The following is an 18,498-nucleotide window of genomic DNA, read 5'->3' on the forward strand; positions in this document are numbered from 1 at the left end:
AATAAGAATGTAGACTTATTAGCTCTATTTTTCTATGCTTTTATGGGCTGTGTCTATATAATAGTATGTTTAAAGGAATCTGATAAGCTGAATTATATTAAAAAGCTGTGAAAATAATTATAAATAGTTTACAAAAAAGCATTGCAATATATAGCGGACAAAAGTATATTTATAATAAACAAATGTTCGATTACTAAATATACAGGGAATGCTATGGAAAAGTCACAAGTAAAAATTTCAATAAGAAATCTGGTTGAACTGGTTTTAAGATCCGGTGATATTGACAGCAGGCTGGTTTCCTCAACAAGCATGCAGGAAGGCACCAGAATTCATCAAAAGATTCAGAGGGAAGGCGGTCCGAATTACAGCAAGGAGGTAAGCTTAACCTTTGATTATGAGATTCAGGGATTTACAATAAAGCTGGAAGGACGTGCTGACGGCATAATAACAGAACCAGAAGGCATTGTAATTGATGAAATAAAATCCACCTCAAGACCTCTTGAATATATAGATGAGGAGTTCAGCTTATTACATTGGGCACAGGCGAAATGCTATGCTTTTATTTATGCCGTGCAAAATCAAATGGAAAAAATACATGTCCAATTGACTTATTTTCAGGTTGATACAGAGGAGAGGCTCAATATCAGAAAACAGTTCGAGCTGCAGGAGCTTAGGGCTTTCATGGAGGAACTGATGGACAGGTATCTGGTATGGGCAAAAATGCAGGATGAATGGAATACTCTGAGAGATATTTCGGTAAGGGCCTTGAAGTTCCCCTTTGAAAATTACCGCAAGGGTCAGAGAGAGCTGGCAGTTGCAGTATACAAAACCATAATGCAGGAGAAAAAGCTCTTTGTTCAGGCACCGACAGGTATCGGAAAGACTGTTTCAACCTTGTTTCCTTCTGTAAAAGCCGTTGGAGAGCAGCATATTTCAAAAATATTCTACCTGACGGCAAAAACCATAACCAGACAGGTCGCGGAGGAAGCTTTTTCTAAAATGAGAGAAAAGGGGCTCAGCTTCAGAACAATTACTCTGACTGCAAAGGACAAGATTTGCTTCAACAGGGAAGGAAGCTGCAACCCTGATTTATGTGAATATGCCAAAGGACACTATAATAGAGTAAACGATGCTTTGACCGATATTTTATGCGCTACCGAGTATTTTTCAAGGGATGCCATTGAAGAATATGCTTTAAAGCATAATGTCTGCCCCTTTGAATTTGCTCTTGATTTGTCGTTATGGGCTGACTGCATTATTTGTGACTACAATTATGTATTTGATCCGAGGGTTTATCTGAAGAGATTCTTTATGAACAACGGAGGTGACTATGCTTTTTTGATCGATGAGGCACACAATCTTGTTGATAGGGCGAGGGAAATGTTTTCGGCTCAAATAAGTAAAACCGCATTCCTTGAAGCAAAAAAAATAATAAAGAATAAGCAGCCCGGGATAGCAAAGCAGCTTAATAAAATAAATTCATACATGGTTGCACTCAGGAAGCAATGCAAGGAGGAAGGCTTTTTGATAAGCAAATGCGAATTAAAGGATTTGTACGGCTTGCTGAATAATTTTATAAGGGAAGCAGAAGAATGGATACTGAAAAATCAGAGCAGAAATATTGAAGGCTTTGAGCAAATACTTGAGGTTTATTTTAATGCTATTTCCTTTATAAAAATCGCGGAGCTGTACGATGAAAGATATGTGACCTTTATCGATACATATTTAAGTGAGGTACGTGTAAAGCTATTTTGCATAGATCCCTCATATTTGCTGGCAGCTGCGGTCAAGAGGGGTAAAACCTCTGTGCTTTTTTCGGCAACGCTTACACCTCTGGACTATTTTATGGATATTCTGGGAGGTGACAAGGAGGACTATAATATAAGCCTCTCCTCACCCTTTGATAATAGAAAGCTCTGCCTGCTTGTGGAGGACAGGATTTCAACAAAATACAAGAACAGGGAAGGCAGCTATGGTAAGCTCGCCGATATTATTAGGACCGCCGCAGATAAAAAACAGGGGAATTATATGGTGTATTTCCCTTCCTACAAGTATATGAATGAGGTATATACAAGATTTACAGAAAAATATCCCTATATTGAAACAATGCTTCAGCAAAGTGCAATGACTGAGGAAGAAAGGGAAGGCTTCCTTAGCAGGCTTGTTCCAAATACTGACAAGCTGTTTGTGTGCTTTTGTGTTTTAGGCGGTATTTTTTCAGAAGGGATTGATTTGAAGGGTGACAGGCTGATAGGGGCAATAATTGTCGGTGTGGGACTTCCGCAGGTCAGCGCGGAGCAGAATATCATTATGGATTATTTTCAGCGGAAGAATGGAAGAGGCTTTGAAAACGCGTATATGTTTCCGGGTATGAACAAGGTGCTGCAGGCGGCAGGCAGGGTCATCCGCTCTGAAAGCGATACAGGAATGGTTTTGCTGATTGACGAAAGATTTTCTCACAAGGAATATAATTGCCTGTTCCCAAGACATTGGGCACATAACAGGAGAGTGAGAAGCTCACCGGATTTGGAAAGGAGGCTGGAGGAATTCTGGGAGGGAAACACGCACTATTGATTGTAAATACAATACTCAAATAAGGACGGATAATTTTTGGATTTCTTTGAAGCAATTAAAAACAAATATGATATAAACCTTGATGAACAGCAGAAGAAGGCTGTGACGCACAGGGACGGACCCGCCTTGGTTCTGGCGGGGCCCGGCTCCGGAAAGACTGCCGTTATAACTGCGAGAGCTGCATACTTGATTTTAACAGCCGGAGTCAAGCCGGAGAATATTTTAACAGTGACCTTCAATAAAGCCGCTCAGCTTGAAATGGAAAGAAGGTTTCAAAGGCTTTACGGTGCTGAAATTAATGCCGGAGTGCATTTTTCAACTCTGCACAGCTTCTGCAACAATGTGGTCAGAGACTATGAGAATATGAAGGGGCAAAAGCTCAGGCGTATTGAAGGTAAGGAGGATGTCAGCAAGAAGCATTTACTCAGGGACATATATTTTGAAATAAATAATTCAAAAATCAATGATGATGAGCTGGAAGGCTTAATTAATGAAATTGGTTTTGTGAAAAATAAAATGATACGTGATTTTGATAAAATAACGTTGGGCACAAATAGATTTGCACAGGTTTACAGGGCTTACGAGGAGTATAAAAAGAACCATTTTTTGATAGACTTTGATGACATGCTTACATATGCCTATGCTATTTTGTCAAGGAATCCGAAAATTCTGAATTATTACAAAAGCAGGTATAAATACATACAGGTGGATGAAGGTCAGGATTTGTCAAAAATACAGCTTGAGGTACTTAATCTTCTGGCGCAGGATACAAAAAATTTGTACATGGTAGCTGACGATGACCAGTCAATTTATGGCTTCAGGGGCGCTGAACCCCAGTATATACTGAATATTGAAAAGCAATTTGAAAACTGCAGTGTTTATATGCTGGAAGCAAATTATCGCTCTACAAAAAATATAGTTGAGCTGAGCAGCAAATTTATCAGATTTAATGAAAACAGATTCAATAAAAATCACAGTGCGGCAAACAGCAAAAAATATGATCCCGTTATCCTTAATGCGAAGGATGACAACGCTCAGATAAGGCTGGTTCTGGAAAAAATAAAAGAGAAGCTGGCTCAGGATAATAATAGTGAGCTTGCGGTATTATACAGAAATAATCTGTCTTCAATACTTATTGCGGATATTCTTGACAGAAATGAGATACCCTTCAAAATAAAGCAGAACAGGTTGTTTTTCTTTAAGCACTGGTTTGTACAGGATATAACGGCTTTTTTGCTGTTTGCACTTGACCAGCAGGATATTGAAGCCTTCACAAGAATTTACTACAGAATGAACAGATATATATCAAAAGCTATGCTGGAAAGTGCGGTAAGTGAAAAAAGCACTGGTGAGCAGGTAATTGACTGTATTATCAAGAATGTTGATTTAAAACAATTTCAGCTTAATGCATTAAAGGATTTGAAACAGGAGTTCGTTGTACTGTCAAATAAGAATCCTTGGTCGGCTCTGGAGTATATTAAGAACAATTTCAAATATCTGGACAGCATAAAGGGATACTGTCAGCTTACAGGACTTTCCTTTGAATATCTTAACAGGCTTTTTGCAATTTTGCAGGAAATAGCACTTAATTGTGAAACACTATCATCATTTCTTGTCAGACTTGGAGAGCTGGAGAAAATATTTGAAGGAGTGGCAGAATTAAAGCCTCAAGGCAAAAATCCGGTTACACTCAGCACCTTTCATTCCTCAAAGGGACTTGAATACGACTGCGTATTTATGATAGATTTGAATAACAGTGAGATTCCGGGTGAAAAGGTTTTAGAGCAGGCTTCTGACAGCAAGGACAAGTCAGCTCTGGAGGAGGAAAGGCGGCTATTCTATGTGGGAATGACCAGAGCCAGATATGAGCTGTATCTTATATATCCTGAATATATTAATAATGAAAGGTCAATAAGGTCTGTTTTTATAAATGAGGTTGCACAGCTTATTAAAAAGGACATAATAGACAGTATAGGAGAAGGAATTATTGTAACGCATACAAAGTTCGGGAGAGGAGTGGTTGCTGCCGTAAATGAGAATCCGGCAGACAGGCAGACTGTTGAAATAAACTTTTTCAGCGGCAGGAGAAAGACCCTTGATTTGCAGCTTTGCCTTGACAATAAGCTTCTGAGCTTTGACTAAAAGTCAATTACTATCGGCTAAAAAACCGATTTCATCGGTCGATAGTTTGGGCTTGAGGCTGAAGCCTCCTGAAGTCAAAACAAATTTAAACCCAAACTGTGTTCAAAATTAGCTTAAAAGCTTAATTCTCCTAAAAAGACGATATAAATATCGTCGCGAAGGCTTGAACCGTAATTGACTTTAGTCAATTACTATCATATTTTTAGCCTATAGCAATTGGACTTGACATACTAATGCTTTACAGAAAAGTTTCCTCAAATGGTTGTATATAAATAATACATTTGTTATTATATGATAGGTTCACCGCAAATGCTTTACCAAAGTCAATTACGGGAGGAAAAAAATGATTGAGAAGTATTATCCTGATTTATATTTTGACAGTATAAGGCATATCGACATTAAAATGCTGAAGCAAAAAGGGATTAAAGGCCTGATTCTGGATATTGACAATACTCTTGTACCAATGCACAGCAAGGATGCTGATGACAATGCAGTTTCGTGGATAGAAGAGCTTAAAATCGAAGGCTTCAAAGTATGTATATTGTCAAATGCATCTGAAAAGAGAGTCGTCAGATTTAACAAGGCCATTGCCGTTACAGCAATACACAGAGCTTATAAGCCCTCAGGGAGGGCATTTTTAAATGCCGCAGGGATAATGGGACTTGAACCGGAAAATATTGCGGTAGTGGGTGACCAGCTGTTTACAGATATTATTGGAGGCAACAAGGTAAATATGCTTACAATTCTTGTCAAGCCTATAGACAGAAAAGAGATATTGTTTGTCAGGCTGAAAAGAATTCCTGAAAAGCTGGTACTCAATAGTTTTATTAAAAACATAGAGGATAAGATAAATAAAAGGCTCGAATGGAAAAAAAGGAGCCTGAAATATGAAAAAAACAGGTTCAAGCAGAAACAGTGACGCTGCTTTACCGAAGTTCTGCGCCAAAGCTGGGCGCGGAGGTTAAGGCTAATTACAAAACAGGGGGAATACAATGAAGGTTGTCAGTGCAGTTAACGGTAAGACAGAATTGTATGGTATATTAGGAGATCCCATAGAGCATACGAAATCTCCTTTTATTCATAATACTCTTTTCAATGAATTTAAGCTGAATGCTGTTTACATTCCCATCCATGTACACGAGGGATGCCTTGAGCATGCTGTCAGCGGCTTAAAAGCTCAGAATTTCAGCGGCTTTAATGTTACTGTTCCTTATAAAAAGTCTATTATAAAATATTTGGATGATATATCTAATGATGCGCTTTTGATGGGAGCGGTAAATACAGTTAAAAACATAAACGGCAGGCTAAAAGGCTATAATACTGATGCAGAAGGCTTTGTCAGGGACTTTAAGGATGGGCTTGATGCAAGCTTCAAGAATAAAAGTGTTTTGCTGCTAGGTGCCGGGGGAACAGCAAGAGCGTTAGCTGTCAAGCTTGTATCTGAGAGCGTTGAACACATTACCATAGTAAACAGAACAGAGCAGAATGCTCAAAATATAGTTGAGCTTCTAAGGAACAACTATGGCAGTATTGCAAGCTATATTCAGCCTGATTCTGAAAAGCTGTCCTGTGAAATTTCAAAAAGCCGGATTATTATTAATACTACACCTGCCGGGATGAGTACATATCTGGATTCCACACCTTTTGACATTAATTATGTATTTGATGAAAATCAGCTAGTATACGATGTTATTTACAGTCCCGAAAAGACAAAATTTTTAATGCAGGCAGAAAGCTATGGCTGTAAGATAAGAAATGGCTTTGGAATGCTTATAAACCAAGGAGTTTCGGCTTTTGAAATCTGGACCGGGAAAATTGTTCCAAGGCAGCTGTCGATAGAATTATTAAATATTATGTCAAAATGAAGGATTTCCAAAAATAATAACGAATACTATTAATGTCATTAATATGTAACCGGTTATTATCTGTGTTTAGGAGGGATGAAATGATAGTTATCAAAAATTATATGGAAGAGGTTGTATTAAATTTAATGGACGGTGTACTTGAGGATATTAATATGTGCAAGTGCGAAGCCTGCGTTATGGATATCGCAGCTCTGGCCCTTAATGATTTGCCTCCGAAGTATATTGCTACCGAAAAGGGTGAGCTGTACTCAAAGGTAAATTCACTTAAGAATCAGTTTGAGGTTGATGTTATAGCTGCAATAACGAAAGCCGCTGTTTTAGTAAAAAGATCTCCCAGGCATAAATAGTTTAGTGAATTTCATGAAAGAATAATTCATCTGAATCTCAGAAAATATTATCCTTTGGTACATATAGAGTTCTTTGCTTTTATTAATTTTTAATATTAAGCTTCTAACGGATATAATTTTGTTTTTATCGTAAATCTGCCTGAAAGACAAAAGCTTTAAAGCAGATTATAAATTTTCATTGCCTAAGGCTTGTCTTTTCCTGTTCCTTTTGAATCAGTCTTTGAGTTAGACGGATTTTTTCTGGTGGTTACGGCAGGCTTCTTTGTATTTTTTGAAGGGGTATCTTCGGATTTTTCGGAATCATTATCGGGAACAAATAATTCTGAAGGAGTTGAAATTCCATTTGGAGAGTAAAAGTACTCCGGTACTATTTTTTCTGACGGTGCTGATTCATTTGTATCTATATTAATAAAATTCCCGTTGTAAACATAGTACCAGCCGCCGCTTATCAGCTTATCCTCACCGTCGAGCCTGAAGGAGTTGAAATTGTCGGATTTTATATTTATCAGTCCTGTAGTAAGCTTGAGTGCATCGGTTAAGGTCATATTGGTAATAATATTCTGAAAAGCATAGTTTATTACAGAATTAAACTTAGGGAAGGTTTGTATATTAAGCTTTTGATTTATAAAAGCTTTGATGAACTTGACCTGCATTTCGGTTCTTTTTATGTCACTTCCATCATAATATTGATACAATTCCTTCAATTCGCTGGATGAATACAGGCTTTTTTGAGGTTTCCTGAACCTAAGAAGCTGTTCCACCTTTTCACCGTCCAGCAGCTGATTGCCTTTTTTCAAGTCAATATATAAATCCTGTTCGGGATCGTTATACCTTAGGTCGGCAGGCACATCAAAATATACACCGCCTAACATATCTGTTATACCTTTTATGCATGAAATGTCCAAATGCACGTAATAATTTATACTGATTCCTGTCAGGTTGCTGACTGTTTCAGAAGCATATGTCGCACCCTTATGATTGCGTCCGCCGCCGGCATATGCGGAATTAATCTTAGGAACATTGCTGTTCTTTATTTTAACCTTTGTATCTCTTGGTATAGTAACAATGCTTATTTTACTGTTTTTGGGGTTATAATTGGCAACAAGCATTACGTCAGTGTTTCCGCTTGACTGGTCTCCTACAAGCAGTAGAAAATTCATGGGGTCTTTATTCCCGGGAGAATTAAGCCCGTTTAACATACCGTTAAACGGAGTATTTCCGTCATTAGGCTCCAATGTATTTATATAAAACAAAAATACGGTTCCAAGTGCGAATAGAAAAATCCCAAGTACAATACTTGTTATATAGGTAAATTTTCTTGTGTTCATTACAGACCTCGTCAATTAATTTTTTATTTTAAAAATCATATCATAAAATTATAACATATAATATTTTTTATAAAAATACATAAAATTAAAATCCTTAAAAATATTTTATAAAATACTAAGCCGGTTCTTTAGCCGATAGTGATTGACTTTTATTAAAAAGCCGGCTTAAAAGTATAATTCGCCTGAAAAACCATACCGCCCCGATATTTTATCCCACAAAGGCTTTAAACGCAGCTTAGGTATGGTAACATAAAGCAATCATATATCATATTATACCTTAGAGGTTTGCTCATCAAGGGGGCATTAAGCTTGAATTATAAAGATATTGACATGCTAAAAGGTGTTTTTTCAAATATGCTTAAAAATCAATATACGCTGAGAAGTATTGATTTGGGAATAAACGGCAAATTAATAGCTATCGGGTATAATCCTTATTGGACCAGCCGGTATGATTCAAAAATAGAGAAGTTGGAATTAAGCTTTTTAAATTCCAGAGGGATAATGGTTCCTTTAATATTAAAAAATATAGTTGATTTTGAGGTATACCCCAAAGAAGGAAGAAGAAATAAAAAGTATAGAATAAATAGTATTGAATTGATGATATTATCACCTTATGTAAATCCAAGAAATCAAAAGGATATATATGACAGGGTGAAATTCGAGATAATCTATAATGATTGAAAATGGTGGAAATGGTCGTTTATAGCGTTTTACACTGTTTACAAATAGCTGAATAAGTATTAAAATGTAGAGCGACATAGAAAATGTTAGATTAAATGTAGAACAATGTATTAAAAGACAGCAGCGTGTGTGGAGGAGCTCGAATGTTCAGTAATTTGTTTACATATGACGGGATAGCTAAAATACTAATAGATACTTTACTCATTTCAGTTCCTGAGGTATTCTTCTGGGTAATGTTTACATTAACACTTGTAGGGGAGTTTGAATATTGGAAGGAACCTGAATGCAAAAGGCTTATAAACAAATTTGATTATGTACGGGTATTTCTTCCCACCATTGTAGTTGCATTATTAATAAATATTATGGATTATATGGGCTTGAATATGTATATAAGTCAGCTTATTTCAATTTCTGTTTTCTATATAATTGTAGTGCTGACAAATGATGTTTTCGGGGATGCAAGTGCCTTGAAATGGATGGCAAAGGCTTTTGTATTTATGGTTCTAGGCTTTTTTATTATTCAGATATTAAAAAATATCTATATTCCGTATGTCTTATATATGGCTAATCTGTCTGTTAAAGAAGTAAACGGCAGCTTTTTGCTCAGCTTTATTCTGACATTGCCGGTAAGACTGCTGCAATACAGCCTGCTGCTGTATTTTGTAATAAGAAAGCGTACCTTTCTGAAGGGGCGGTGGCTTAAACCTATACTATCAAGTCCGCTGCTGACTGCTTTACTTTTTTCCATTATAGTATTCAATATTTTATTTCTGCAAATAGTATATAAAACAGTAATATCTGTTGAAACCCTGAAGGAATTATCAAGTACTTCAATTGTAGTTTTACTTATTGGTGTGGTCTTATCACCTATTATAAACATTATGGCTTTTTTAATTGGCTGCTATTATTTAAAGGATAAGGAAATTAAGGACAAGGTTAGTGAAGCAGAAAAGCTGCATAATCTATCGGAAAATATCAGAGTATATATAAATCATGGTAATTATGATAACATTAGGTGGAAGCTTAACGGTGTCAAAATTGAAGTGGAGGATATTGCCGACAGCATATATAAAGATGATGAGAAGGACAAGCATTGCATTGGGTAGCCGGTTTGAAAGGCCGCTGCTTTCCGCTTTTTTAGACGTGTTTATATTATGAAGCCGGGGGCTTTAAGCCATAATTGACTCAGGTGAGGGCTGCTGTGATAGTTTACAATAAGCACTTGTTGATTATACGGTTTTATCGTATTATAATTTTATATAGTGTTTTTTAGTAGTATGGGTCATAATTTTTAATTCACATAAATATATTGTATAATTGTAGAACGGAGGAAAAAATAAATGCCAATTACAGAATTTTTATCTCGTAATGCCGAAATGTACGGAAATGAAACTTGTTTGACCGAGATTAATTTGGATCTTCAGGAAAGTCATAATGTTATATGGCGAGAATTTGAGCTTATTGAAAACAATCCCGCAGGTGAGTACAGACGTGAAATGACCTGGCGCGTATTTGACGAGAAGGCAAACAGATTTGCAAACCTCCTGTTGAAAAGAGGAATCAAAAAGGGGGACAAGGTAGCTATTCTGCTTATGAATTGCCTTGAGTGGCTGCCTGTTTATTTTGGAATTTTGAAGGCTGGTGCTATTGCAGTACCGTTAAACTTTCGGTATACAGCTGATGAGATAAAATATTGCTTGGGTTTATCAGATACTATTGCATTGATTTTCGGACCTGAATTTATAGGCAGATTGGAAACGATTTACGACCAGATACCTGATGTAAAGACACTGTTCTTTGCTGGCGAAGGCCGGCCTACTTTTGCTGAGAGCTATGACCGTCTTTCTGCTAATTGTTCCTCGGAAAACCCCCAAATTAAAATCACTGATGAAGAGGATGCTGTCATTTACTTTTCATCAGGAACTACAGGATTTCCAAAGGCGATACTACATACACACAGAAGTCTGATGTCTGCATGCTATACCGAGCAAAAGCATCACAGTCAGACTCGGGAAGATAATTTCCTGTGTATTCCTCCTCTTTACCATACCGGTGCAAAAATGCATTGGTTCGGAAGCTTTTTATCCGGAAGCAAAGCGGTTCTGCTTCGTGGTATTAAGCCGGAGTGGATTTTGAGAACGGTTTCAGAGGAGAAAATAACCATTGTCTGGCTGTTGGTTCCTTGGGCACAGGATATTTTGGATGCAATAGAGAGCGGAGAGGTCAAGCTGGAGGATTATAATTTATCCCAGTGGAGATTGATGCATATTGGCGCACAGCCTGTTCCGCCAAGCTTGATTAAGCGCTGGAAAAAGTATTTCCCGCATCATCAATATGACACAAATTATGGCCTTAGTGAGTCAATCGGACCGGGATGCGTTCATCTTGGCGTCGGGAATATTCATAAGGTGGGAGCTATTGGGATACCCGGCTATCAATGGGAGGTTGAGATTGTTGATGAAAGCAGGGTTCCTGTTGATAAGGGGCAAGTCGGAGAATTGGCTGTAAAAGGCCCTGGAGTTATGAAATGCTATTATAATGATTCAAAAGCCACAGAAGCCGTTCTCAAGGATGGGTGGCTGTTTACCGGAGATATGGCGAGAATGGATGAGGATGGTTTTATATATTTGGTTGACAGGAAAAAAGATGTCATTATAAGCGGAGGAGAGAATATATATCCTGTTCAGATTGAGGATTTTCTCCGTACAAGCACTAAGATTAAAGATGTTGCGGTTATAGGACTTCCTGAAAAGCGTCTGGGTGAAATAACGGCGGCTATAATAGAGCTAAAGCCCGGCTGTGAATGCACCGAACAGGAAATTGAAGCATTTTGTGCTCCCTTGCCGCGTTACAAGCGCCCGAAAAAAATCATTTTTGATGCTATTCCGCGCAATCCCACAGGGAAAATTGAAAAGCCGCGCTTGAGAGAAAAGTATGGTGCCGCAGGTTTGGTTGCGGTTCAAAATGAAATATAACGCCTGATTTTGATTTAAATAAATATTAACGCATTTATAATGGAGGAATTTAGATGAAGAAACTCATGCTTGGTAATGAAGCTGTAGCAAGAGGAGCATACGAAGCCGGATGCACTGTTGCATCCGCTTATCCCGGAACACCCAGTACAGAGATAACGGAGACTATTGCTAAAGAATATAATGAAATTTATTCAGAGTGGGCACCGAACGAAAAGGTAGCCATGGAAGTTGCCATTGGAGCATCCTTTGGCGGCGCACGTGCAATATGTGCTATGAAGCATGTAGGGCTCAATGTTGCCGCAGATCCGCTGTTTACAGTTTCATATACGGGAGTGAACGGAGGCTTGGTAATTATGGTTGCTGATGACCCCGGAATGCATAGCTCCCAGAATGAGCAGGACAGCAGGAACTATGCCAGAGCCTCAAAGGTTCCTATGCTGGAGCCGTCTGACAGTCAGGAGTGCAAGGATTTTGTCAAAAAAGCATTTTCAATCAGTGAACAGTTTGATACTCCTGTAATGGTAAGGCTTTCAACCAGAATTGCTCATTCACAAAGCATTGTTGAAATTAACGATAAGGAAGACTATAAGCTGAAGGAGTATGTTAAAGATGCCGGGAAATATGTTATGATGCCGGCAATGGCAAAAAAAAGACATGTAGCAGTCGAGAAGAGAATGGCTGACTTGAGGGGATTCTCAGATACAATAGCTTTTAACAGGCTTGAAATGAACAGCAGTGAGACCGGAGTTATTACAAGCGGTATTGCATATCAGTATGTAAAGGAAGCAATGCCGGATGCATCTGTGTTAAAGCTTGGCATGGTTTATCCCGTACCGGAAAAGCTTATTGCTGATTTTGCTTCCAGGGTAAAAACTCTTTATGTTGTTGAAGAGCTGGAACCGTTTTTTGAAGAACAGATTTTAAAAATGGGAATAAAGGTTATCGGAAAGGAAAAGCTGCCTGTAATTGGTGAGCTGAGCAGTAAGCTTATAGCTGAAAGGCTTATGGGAAAAGCAGCTGAAAATTCCGAAGCGTCAAAACAGCCCGTACCGGTAAGACCTCCGGTAATGTGTCCCGGATGTCCTCACAGAGGTATGTTCTACGTTCTGAAAAAATTGAAGCTGAACGTCAGCGGCGATATAGGATGTTATACCTTGGGAGCACTGGCGCCAAATGAAAGTATAGATACATGTGTCTGTATGGGCGCCAGCATTGGCGTTGCTCACGGCATGGAAAAGGCGCGGGGAGCGGAATTCGGCAAGAAGACAGTTGCTATATTAGGGGACTCGACATTTATACATTCGGGTATAACCGGCTTGATAGATATAGTATATAACAAAGGCAATTCAACAGTTCTTATACTTGACAATTCTATTACAGGCATGACCGGACACCAGCAGAATCCTACAACAGGCTTTACAATAAAGGGAGAACCCACAAAACAGGTGGATCTTGAATTGCTTTGCAAGGCAGTAGGAATTGAAAGGGTTTCAGTGGTGGATCCTTTTGATATAAAGGAATTTGAAAAGGTGGTAAAAAGAGAGACAGCTGCTGACGAGCCGTCTGTAATTATTTCTCAGAGGCCGTGCGCACTGCTTAAGAATGTCAGGTATGAAGGGGTTCAAGAGATAAATCAGGATAAGTGTAAAAAATGCAGAATGTGCATGAAGATTGGATGCCCCGCAATAGTAGACAAGGGAGAGCATTTGCAGATAGATACTGCATTATGTGTTGGCTGTAAGCTTTGTACAAAGGTCTGCGGCTTTAATGCGATTGAAAAGGCGGACAAATAGCTGAAACACATACCAAAATTCGGCGTGGAGGTTAGCTAGACTTAAATAAATAAAATGCAGCTGCATAATAGATGGCGTACCGCCACGAAAGCTTTACTAAAATTTATGCCGAAAACTCGGCGTGGAGGTTAGCCCTAAAGAAACAAAATGCAGCTCATAATAGATGGCGTAGCGCCACGAAAGCTTTACTAAAATTTATGCCGAAAATTCGGCGTGGAGGTTAGCCCTAAAGAAACAAAATGCAGATCATAATAGATGGCGTACCGCCACGAAAGCTTTACTAAAATTTATGCCGAAAATTCGGCGTGGAGGTTATTATGGAACAATTAAATATATTAATCGTTGGTGTAGGAGGACAGGGGACTCTTCTTGCCAGCAGGATACTCGGTAATGTGGCCTTAAAAATGAACTATGATGTAAAGGTTTCAGAAGTTCATGGGATGTCTCAGCGGGGAGGCAGTGTCGTAACATATGTTAAATTCGGTAAAAAGGTATATTCTCCTTTAGTTGATATAAAGGAGGCCGATGTAATTATGGCTTTTGAAAAATTAGAGGCGCTCAGATATATTGAAAGGCTGAGTGACAATGGCAAAATGATAGTAAATGAACAGCAGATAGATCCAATGCCTGTTATTATCGGAAAAGCGGAATATCCAGAAAATATTATTGAAACGCTTAAAGAAAAGCATCGTATTTTTTCATTGGATGCTCTCAAAATTGCTCAAGACTGCGGAAATATAAAGGCTGTTAATATTGTGCTTATAGGTGTGCTGGCAAAATTAACAGGCATAAGTAAGGAAATATTTACGGAGGCGATACGTGAGGTTGTGCCTGCAAAGTTTTTGGATATTAATTTAAAAGCCTTTGAAGAAGGCTATAATTATCACAAATAGTTGGGATATTATAGCTTTTAAAGGATTTAAATTTATATAAAGATAATTAAGCTTTTGCTGTTTTGGCCTATTGCTTTTGTGTGGGGCTCATAAGTATGCAGTAAACCCTGAAAGCCATTCCAAGGTGGAATGTTCGGCAAATATGTGAAATATTAAAAACATTCAATTCTTTGGGGGGATTTTAGCTTGAAAGACTTTAGATGCAGTCGTGAAAAAGATAGCGTACCTCCACGAAGTCTTACAAAATTTTTGTGCCCAAATGGGGCGTAGGAGGTTATTATGTCTTTTTGGAATGAAAAGTATGAGTGTATGTCGAGAGAAGAAATGAGAAAAGTGCAGTCGGAGAGGCTCATAAAAACAGTAAGCAGGGTATACAATAATGTACCTGCTTACAGGGAAAAGATGGATAAGAAGGGTATTTTGCCGGGGGATATCAAGTCAGTGGATGATTTGAAGCATTTGCCTTTTACTTATAAGCAGGACTTGAGAGATACTTATCCTTTTGGGCTGTTTGCATGTCCAATGAGCGAGATTGTCAGAGTTCATGCTTCATCAGGAACAACAGGAAAGAAAACCGTGGTGGGTTATACCAAAGAAGATCTTGAGGTGTGGTCGGAGGTTATAGCCCGCACATTTACAGGTGCAGGGCTTACAAAAGAATCCTTTTTGCAGGTTTCTTACGGATATGGGCTTTTTACCGGAGGACTGGGCGCACATTACGGCGGTGAAAAGGTTGGTGCGACAGTTATTCCTACATCATCAGGCAATACGAAGCTGCAGCTGTCACTTATGCAGGACTTCGGAACAACACATATTGCCTGTACACCTTCATATGCATTGTATCTTGCCGAGGAAATGGAAGAGCTTGGTATCAAGAGAAGCGATTTAAAGCTGCAGGCAGGTATTTTCGGTGCAGAACCCTGGTCTGAAAACATGAGAAGAGAGATAGAAGAAAGACTTAAAATTAAGGCTATTGATATATACGGCCTGAGTGAGGTAATCGGGCCGGGTGTTGCCTGTGAATGTGAATTACAGAATGGTATGCATATTCCCGAAGACCATTTCATACCTGAAATTATTGATCCTGAAACAGAGGAAATACTGCCGGAAGGCTCAAAGGGTGAAATAGTATTCACTACCATAACCAAAGAGGGATTGCCTCTTATCAGGTACAGAACAAAGGACCTTTCTTCACTTAACTACGAACGTTGTGAATGCGGCCGTACAGAGGTCAGGATGAGCAAGGTTACCGGAAGGACGGATGACATGCTTATAATCAGAGGAGTAAATGTGTTTCCGTCACAGGTTGAAAGTGTCCTTCTTTCAATTGGTGAAACTGCTCCCCATTATATGCTGATTGTGGACAGAAAGGATAATCTTGACACCTTGGAGATACAGGTTGAACTTTCACCAAGGCTGTTTTCGGATGAAGTTAAAAAACTTGAGGATATCGAAAGAAAAATTACAAAGGAAGTTCAAAGTACATTGGGAATAGGCGCAAAGGTCAAGCTCGTAGAGCCTAAATCCATCCAGCGCAGCGAAGGTAAAGCTAAGAGGGTAATAGACAAGAGAGTTTATTAACTGCTTTTTATTAAGTACTATATTCTATCGGTGCTTTTTTATGAATAAATTGTTATACGGACTTAAGTCATTATTACAGGGTAAAAATAAAGGAGGCCATAATCATGCTTGTACAACAGATTTCTGTTTTTTTGGAAAACAAATCAGGACGTTTGGCAGAGGTAACCAAAACATTAGCTGAGAATAATATAGACATATGTGCATTATCAATAGCTGATACCACAGATTTTGGAATTCTCAGACTTATTGTTAACAAGCCTAAAGAGGCTGAAGCCGCATTGAGTAAAAATGAGTTTACAGTCAGCTGTACTGATGTAATTGCAATTGCGGTGGAGGATAAGCCGGGAGGGCTTGCACGTGCATTGGAAGTATTGCAGAATAATTCCATCAGTATAGAATATATGTATGCTTTTGTAGGAAAGTTTGGAAATGAGGCCTTTGTTATAATAAGAGCTGAAAATCCCGAAGCTGCTTTGGAAACTATCAAAAGCTGTGATATCAAAATTGTACCAAGTGATAAAATATATTGTAAATAACGATATACTTTTTTGGGGAAAATTAGAAATATTTGTTTTATGATGCTGCAATGTAAGTGAATTATCCAGCCTTCCCGTTTGAGCCTTTATGGATTTTTTTGAGAGGGAACTGAGCTGATTGCTTACATTGCAGTATTTTATGCAGAAGCTGAAAGTCTTTAATAATAGTATTAAAAAAATATTTGCTTAATTCACATATTATGGTATAATTTTATCAATGGCTTCATGTTTCTCCTGAGTAATTCCTGTCAAAAACGTAATCAATGTTTATCTGCGGTTTTAATTCTAAAATATTAAAAATGAATAAGTATTTAACGGATTTAGTATTACTATTTTTACTGTGTATTGATATAATAGTAAGGATATATTTATAACGGTTTATTTACCGCAGATTATATTAGCCTGCTAAGAGTCTAATTACAGCCTATCGCCTTTCAAGCGGCGGTAATTGACTTTTGGAGGCTTTAGCCGATAGAAAAAATCTGATTATGGAGGACAGAATAATATGAAAGCAGAAATACTGGCAGTTGGAACAGAGCTTTTGATGGGGCAGATTGCAAACACAAATGCTCAATATATATCTTCAAAATTACCGGAGGTTGGCTTGGGTGTATATTACCACAGTGTTGTCGGAGATAATCCGGACAGATTGCAGGAAAGCTTGAAGCTGGCATTGGAAAGATGTGATGTTGTTATTACAACAGGAGGTCTGGGGCCTACACAGGATGATTTAACCAAAGAGACAATTGCTCGAGCTTTTGGTAAAAAACTTGTTTTGCATGAGGAGAGTCTTAATGACATTAAAAGCTTTTTTATCAGAGTAGGACGACAAATGACTTCCAATAACGAAAAGCAGGCATACATGCCGGAGGGCTGCATAATACTGGAAAATAATAACGGAACAGCTCCGGGATGTATTATTGAGGAGGGTTCAAAAACTGTCATTATGCTGCCCGGCCCGCCGTCCGAAATGAAGCCCATGTTTGATGAAGCCGTGATGCCTTACTTTAAGAAAAAAAGTAAATTTTTAATCGAATCCAGATTTTTAAGAGTTTTTGGTATCGGCGAGTCTGCTATGGAAACGCTTATTATGGACTTAATAGATGGACAGCTAAACCCAACAATTGCAACTTATGCAAAGGAAGGCGAGGTTACGTTAAGAGTATCGGCTAAAATAAAAGACGGTGAAAGTGCTGATAGCATTTTAAATCCGGTTATCAATGAAATTAAGGAGAGAACGGGTGAATGCCTGTATTCCGACGCTGATCAAAACCTTGACGAAGTAGCCGCTAAACTTCTTATAGAAAAAAATATTACTATAGCTGCCGCAGAATCTTGTACCGGCGGGCTTATTTCAGAGATGCTTACAAATATTCCGGGGATATCCAAGGTATTTATTGGAGGCGCGGTAACCTATTCAAATGAATCAAAATCAGAGCTTCTTGGAGTAAAAAAGGAAACATTGCAGAAATATGGAGCTGTAAGCTGTCAAACAGCTGCTGAAATGGCAGAGGGAATAAGAAAAAGGTTAAATACGGATATCAGCGTATCTGTTACCGGAATAGCGGGACCTGACGGAGGAACAGCCGAAAAACCGGTTGGACTTGTATATATAGGGCTTTCCTCTGAAAAGGGTACAATTACAAAAGAACTGAGGCTATCCGGAAACAGAAAGAGAATTCGTAATGTTACGGCGCTAAATGTTTTTGACATTATCAGAAGACATGTTATGGGATTAGAAAATTAATTTAATCTGGACATGCAAAATAAGCATAGGATAAAG

Annotated in this window: 14 protein-coding genes; 13 read left to right on the plus strand and 1 reads right to left on the minus strand. The window is 38.4% G+C overall.

The annotated features are described in order from the left end of the window. Positions 1-213: 213 nt before the first annotated feature. The 5 genes from LY28_RS12005 to LY28_RS12025 all read left to right on the plus strand — a co-directional run bounded on the left by LY28_RS12005 (position 214) and on the right by LY28_RS12025 (position 6,928). Positions 214-2,574, plus strand: a complete 2,361-nt coding sequence (locus LY28_RS12005; protein ID WP_110462435.1) for an ATP-dependent DNA helicase — start codon at positions 214-216, stop codon at positions 2,572-2,574. 36 nt (positions 2,575-2,610) lie between these two features. Beyond that, entirely contained in the window at positions 2,611-4,716 is a 2,106-nt protein-coding gene (locus LY28_RS12010; RefSeq protein ID WP_110462436.1) for an ATP-dependent helicase, read from the plus strand. 343 nt (positions 4,717-5,059) lie between these two features. Beyond that, a complete protein-coding gene (locus tag LY28_RS12015) occupies positions 5,060-5,635 on the plus strand; it encodes a YqeG family HAD IIIA-type phosphatase (RefSeq protein ID WP_110462437.1) in 576 nt (191 codons plus the stop codon). 73 nt (positions 5,636-5,708) lie between these two features. Next, a complete protein-coding gene (gene aroE, locus LY28_RS12020) occupies positions 5,709-6,581 on the plus strand; it encodes a shikimate dehydrogenase (RefSeq protein ID WP_110462438.1) in 873 nt (290 codons plus the stop codon). 80 nt (positions 6,582-6,661) lie between these two features. Beyond that, the gene (locus tag LY28_RS12025; protein ID WP_110462439.1) at positions 6,662-6,928 is read left to right on the plus strand and encodes a late competence development ComFB family protein; all 267 of its coding nucleotides are present in this window, start codon (positions 6,662-6,664) and stop codon (positions 6,926-6,928) included. A 182-nt stretch (positions 6,929-7,110) separates the two neighbouring features. Here the strand turns inward: LY28_RS12025 and LY28_RS12030 are convergent, their stop codons facing one another. Continuing rightward, the gene (locus LY28_RS12030; RefSeq protein ID WP_110462440.1) at positions 7,111-8,256 is read right to left on the minus strand and encodes an LCP family protein; all 1,146 of its coding nucleotides are present in this window, start codon (positions 8,254-8,256) and stop codon (positions 7,111-7,113) included. Positions 8,257-8,565: 309 nt separating this feature from the next. Here LY28_RS12030 and LY28_RS12035 point away from each other — a divergent pair, with 309 nt between their 5' ends. The 8 genes from LY28_RS12035 to LY28_RS12070 all read left to right on the plus strand — a co-directional run bounded on the left by LY28_RS12035 (position 8,566) and on the right by LY28_RS12070 (position 18,462). Then, positions 8,566-8,937, plus strand: coding sequence for a hypothetical protein (locus LY28_RS12035; protein WP_110462441.1), 372 nt, complete (start codon positions 8,566-8,568; stop codon positions 8,935-8,937). Between the two features lie 143 nt (positions 8,938-9,080). Next, the gene (locus LY28_RS12040) at positions 9,081-10,043 is read left to right on the plus strand and encodes a hypothetical protein (RefSeq protein WP_110462442.1); all 963 of its coding nucleotides are present in this window, start codon (positions 9,081-9,083) and stop codon (positions 10,041-10,043) included. Between the two features lie 234 nt (positions 10,044-10,277). Beyond that, complete coding sequence (locus LY28_RS12045) at positions 10,278-11,912, plus strand: class I adenylate-forming enzyme family protein (RefSeq protein WP_110462443.1); 1,635 nt, start codon at positions 10,278-10,280, stop codon at positions 11,910-11,912. A 53-nt stretch (positions 11,913-11,965) separates the two neighbouring features. Further along, the gene (gene iorA, locus LY28_RS12050) at positions 11,966-13,705 is read left to right on the plus strand and encodes an indolepyruvate ferredoxin oxidoreductase subunit alpha (RefSeq protein ID WP_110462444.1); all 1,740 of its coding nucleotides are present in this window, start codon (positions 11,966-11,968) and stop codon (positions 13,703-13,705) included. Between the two features lie 317 nt (positions 13,706-14,022). Continuing rightward, positions 14,023-14,598, plus strand: coding sequence for an indolepyruvate oxidoreductase subunit beta (locus tag LY28_RS12055; RefSeq protein ID WP_110462445.1), 576 nt, complete (start codon positions 14,023-14,025; stop codon positions 14,596-14,598). Positions 14,599-14,877: 279 nt separating this feature from the next. Continuing rightward, positions 14,878-16,179 (plus strand): phenylacetate--CoA ligase family protein, encoded by a 1,302-nt coding sequence (locus tag LY28_RS12060; protein ID WP_110462446.1) that lies wholly within the window; start codon positions 14,878-14,880, stop codon positions 16,177-16,179. A 104-nt stretch (positions 16,180-16,283) separates the two neighbouring features. Continuing rightward, a complete protein-coding gene (locus LY28_RS12065; RefSeq protein WP_110462447.1) occupies positions 16,284-16,715 on the plus strand; it encodes an ACT domain-containing protein in 432 nt (143 codons plus the stop codon). Between the two features lie 505 nt (positions 16,716-17,220). After that, positions 17,221-18,462: a competence/damage-inducible protein A gene (locus LY28_RS12070; protein WP_110462448.1), complete on the plus strand. Its 1,242-nt coding sequence runs from the start codon at positions 17,221-17,223 to the stop codon at positions 18,460-18,462. Positions 18,463-18,498: the final 36 nt, after the last annotated feature.

Source organism: Ruminiclostridium sufflavum DSM 19573, assembly GCF_003208175.1.
GTDB lineage: Bacteria > Bacillota > Clostridia > Acetivibrionales > DSM-1351 > Ruminiclostridium > Ruminiclostridium sufflavum.

What these genes read in the sequence shown, in the direction of transcription:
- LY28_RS12005 (WP_110462435.1), top strand. Translation starts at nt 214, where the DNA reads ATGGAAAAGTCACAAGTAAAAATTTCAATAAGAAATCTGGTTGAACTG.
- LY28_RS12015 (WP_110462437.1), top strand. Translation starts at nt 5,060, where the DNA reads ATGATTGAGAAGTATTATCCTGATTTATATTTTGACAGTATAAGGCAT.
- aroE (WP_110462438.1), top strand. Translation starts at nt 5,709, where the DNA reads ATGAAGGTTGTCAGTGCAGTTAACGGTAAGACAGAATTGTATGGTATA.
- LY28_RS12025 (WP_110462439.1), top strand. Translation starts at nt 6,662, where the DNA reads ATGATAGTTATCAAAAATTATATGGAAGAGGTTGTATTAAATTTAATG.
- LY28_RS12030 (WP_110462440.1), bottom strand. Translation starts at nt 8,256, where the DNA reads ATGAACACAAGAAAATTTACCTATATAACAAGTATTGTACTTGGGATT.
- LY28_RS12040 (WP_110462442.1), top strand. Translation starts at nt 9,081, where the DNA reads ATGTTCAGTAATTTGTTTACATATGACGGGATAGCTAAAATACTAATA.
- LY28_RS12045 (WP_110462443.1), top strand. Translation starts at nt 10,278, where the DNA reads ATGCCAATTACAGAATTTTTATCTCGTAATGCCGAAATGTACGGAAAT.
- iorA (WP_110462444.1), top strand. Translation starts at nt 11,966, where the DNA reads ATGAAGAAACTCATGCTTGGTAATGAAGCTGTAGCAAGAGGAGCATAC.
- LY28_RS12055 (WP_110462445.1), top strand. Translation starts at nt 14,023, where the DNA reads ATGGAACAATTAAATATATTAATCGTTGGTGTAGGAGGACAGGGGACT.
- LY28_RS12060 (WP_110462446.1), top strand. Translation starts at nt 14,878, where the DNA reads ATGTCTTTTTGGAATGAAAAGTATGAGTGTATGTCGAGAGAAGAAATG.
- LY28_RS12065 (WP_110462447.1), top strand. Translation starts at nt 16,284, where the DNA reads ATGCTTGTACAACAGATTTCTGTTTTTTTGGAAAACAAATCAGGACGT.
- LY28_RS12070 (WP_110462448.1), top strand. Translation starts at nt 17,221, where the DNA reads ATGAAAGCAGAAATACTGGCAGTTGGAACAGAGCTTTTGATGGGGCAG.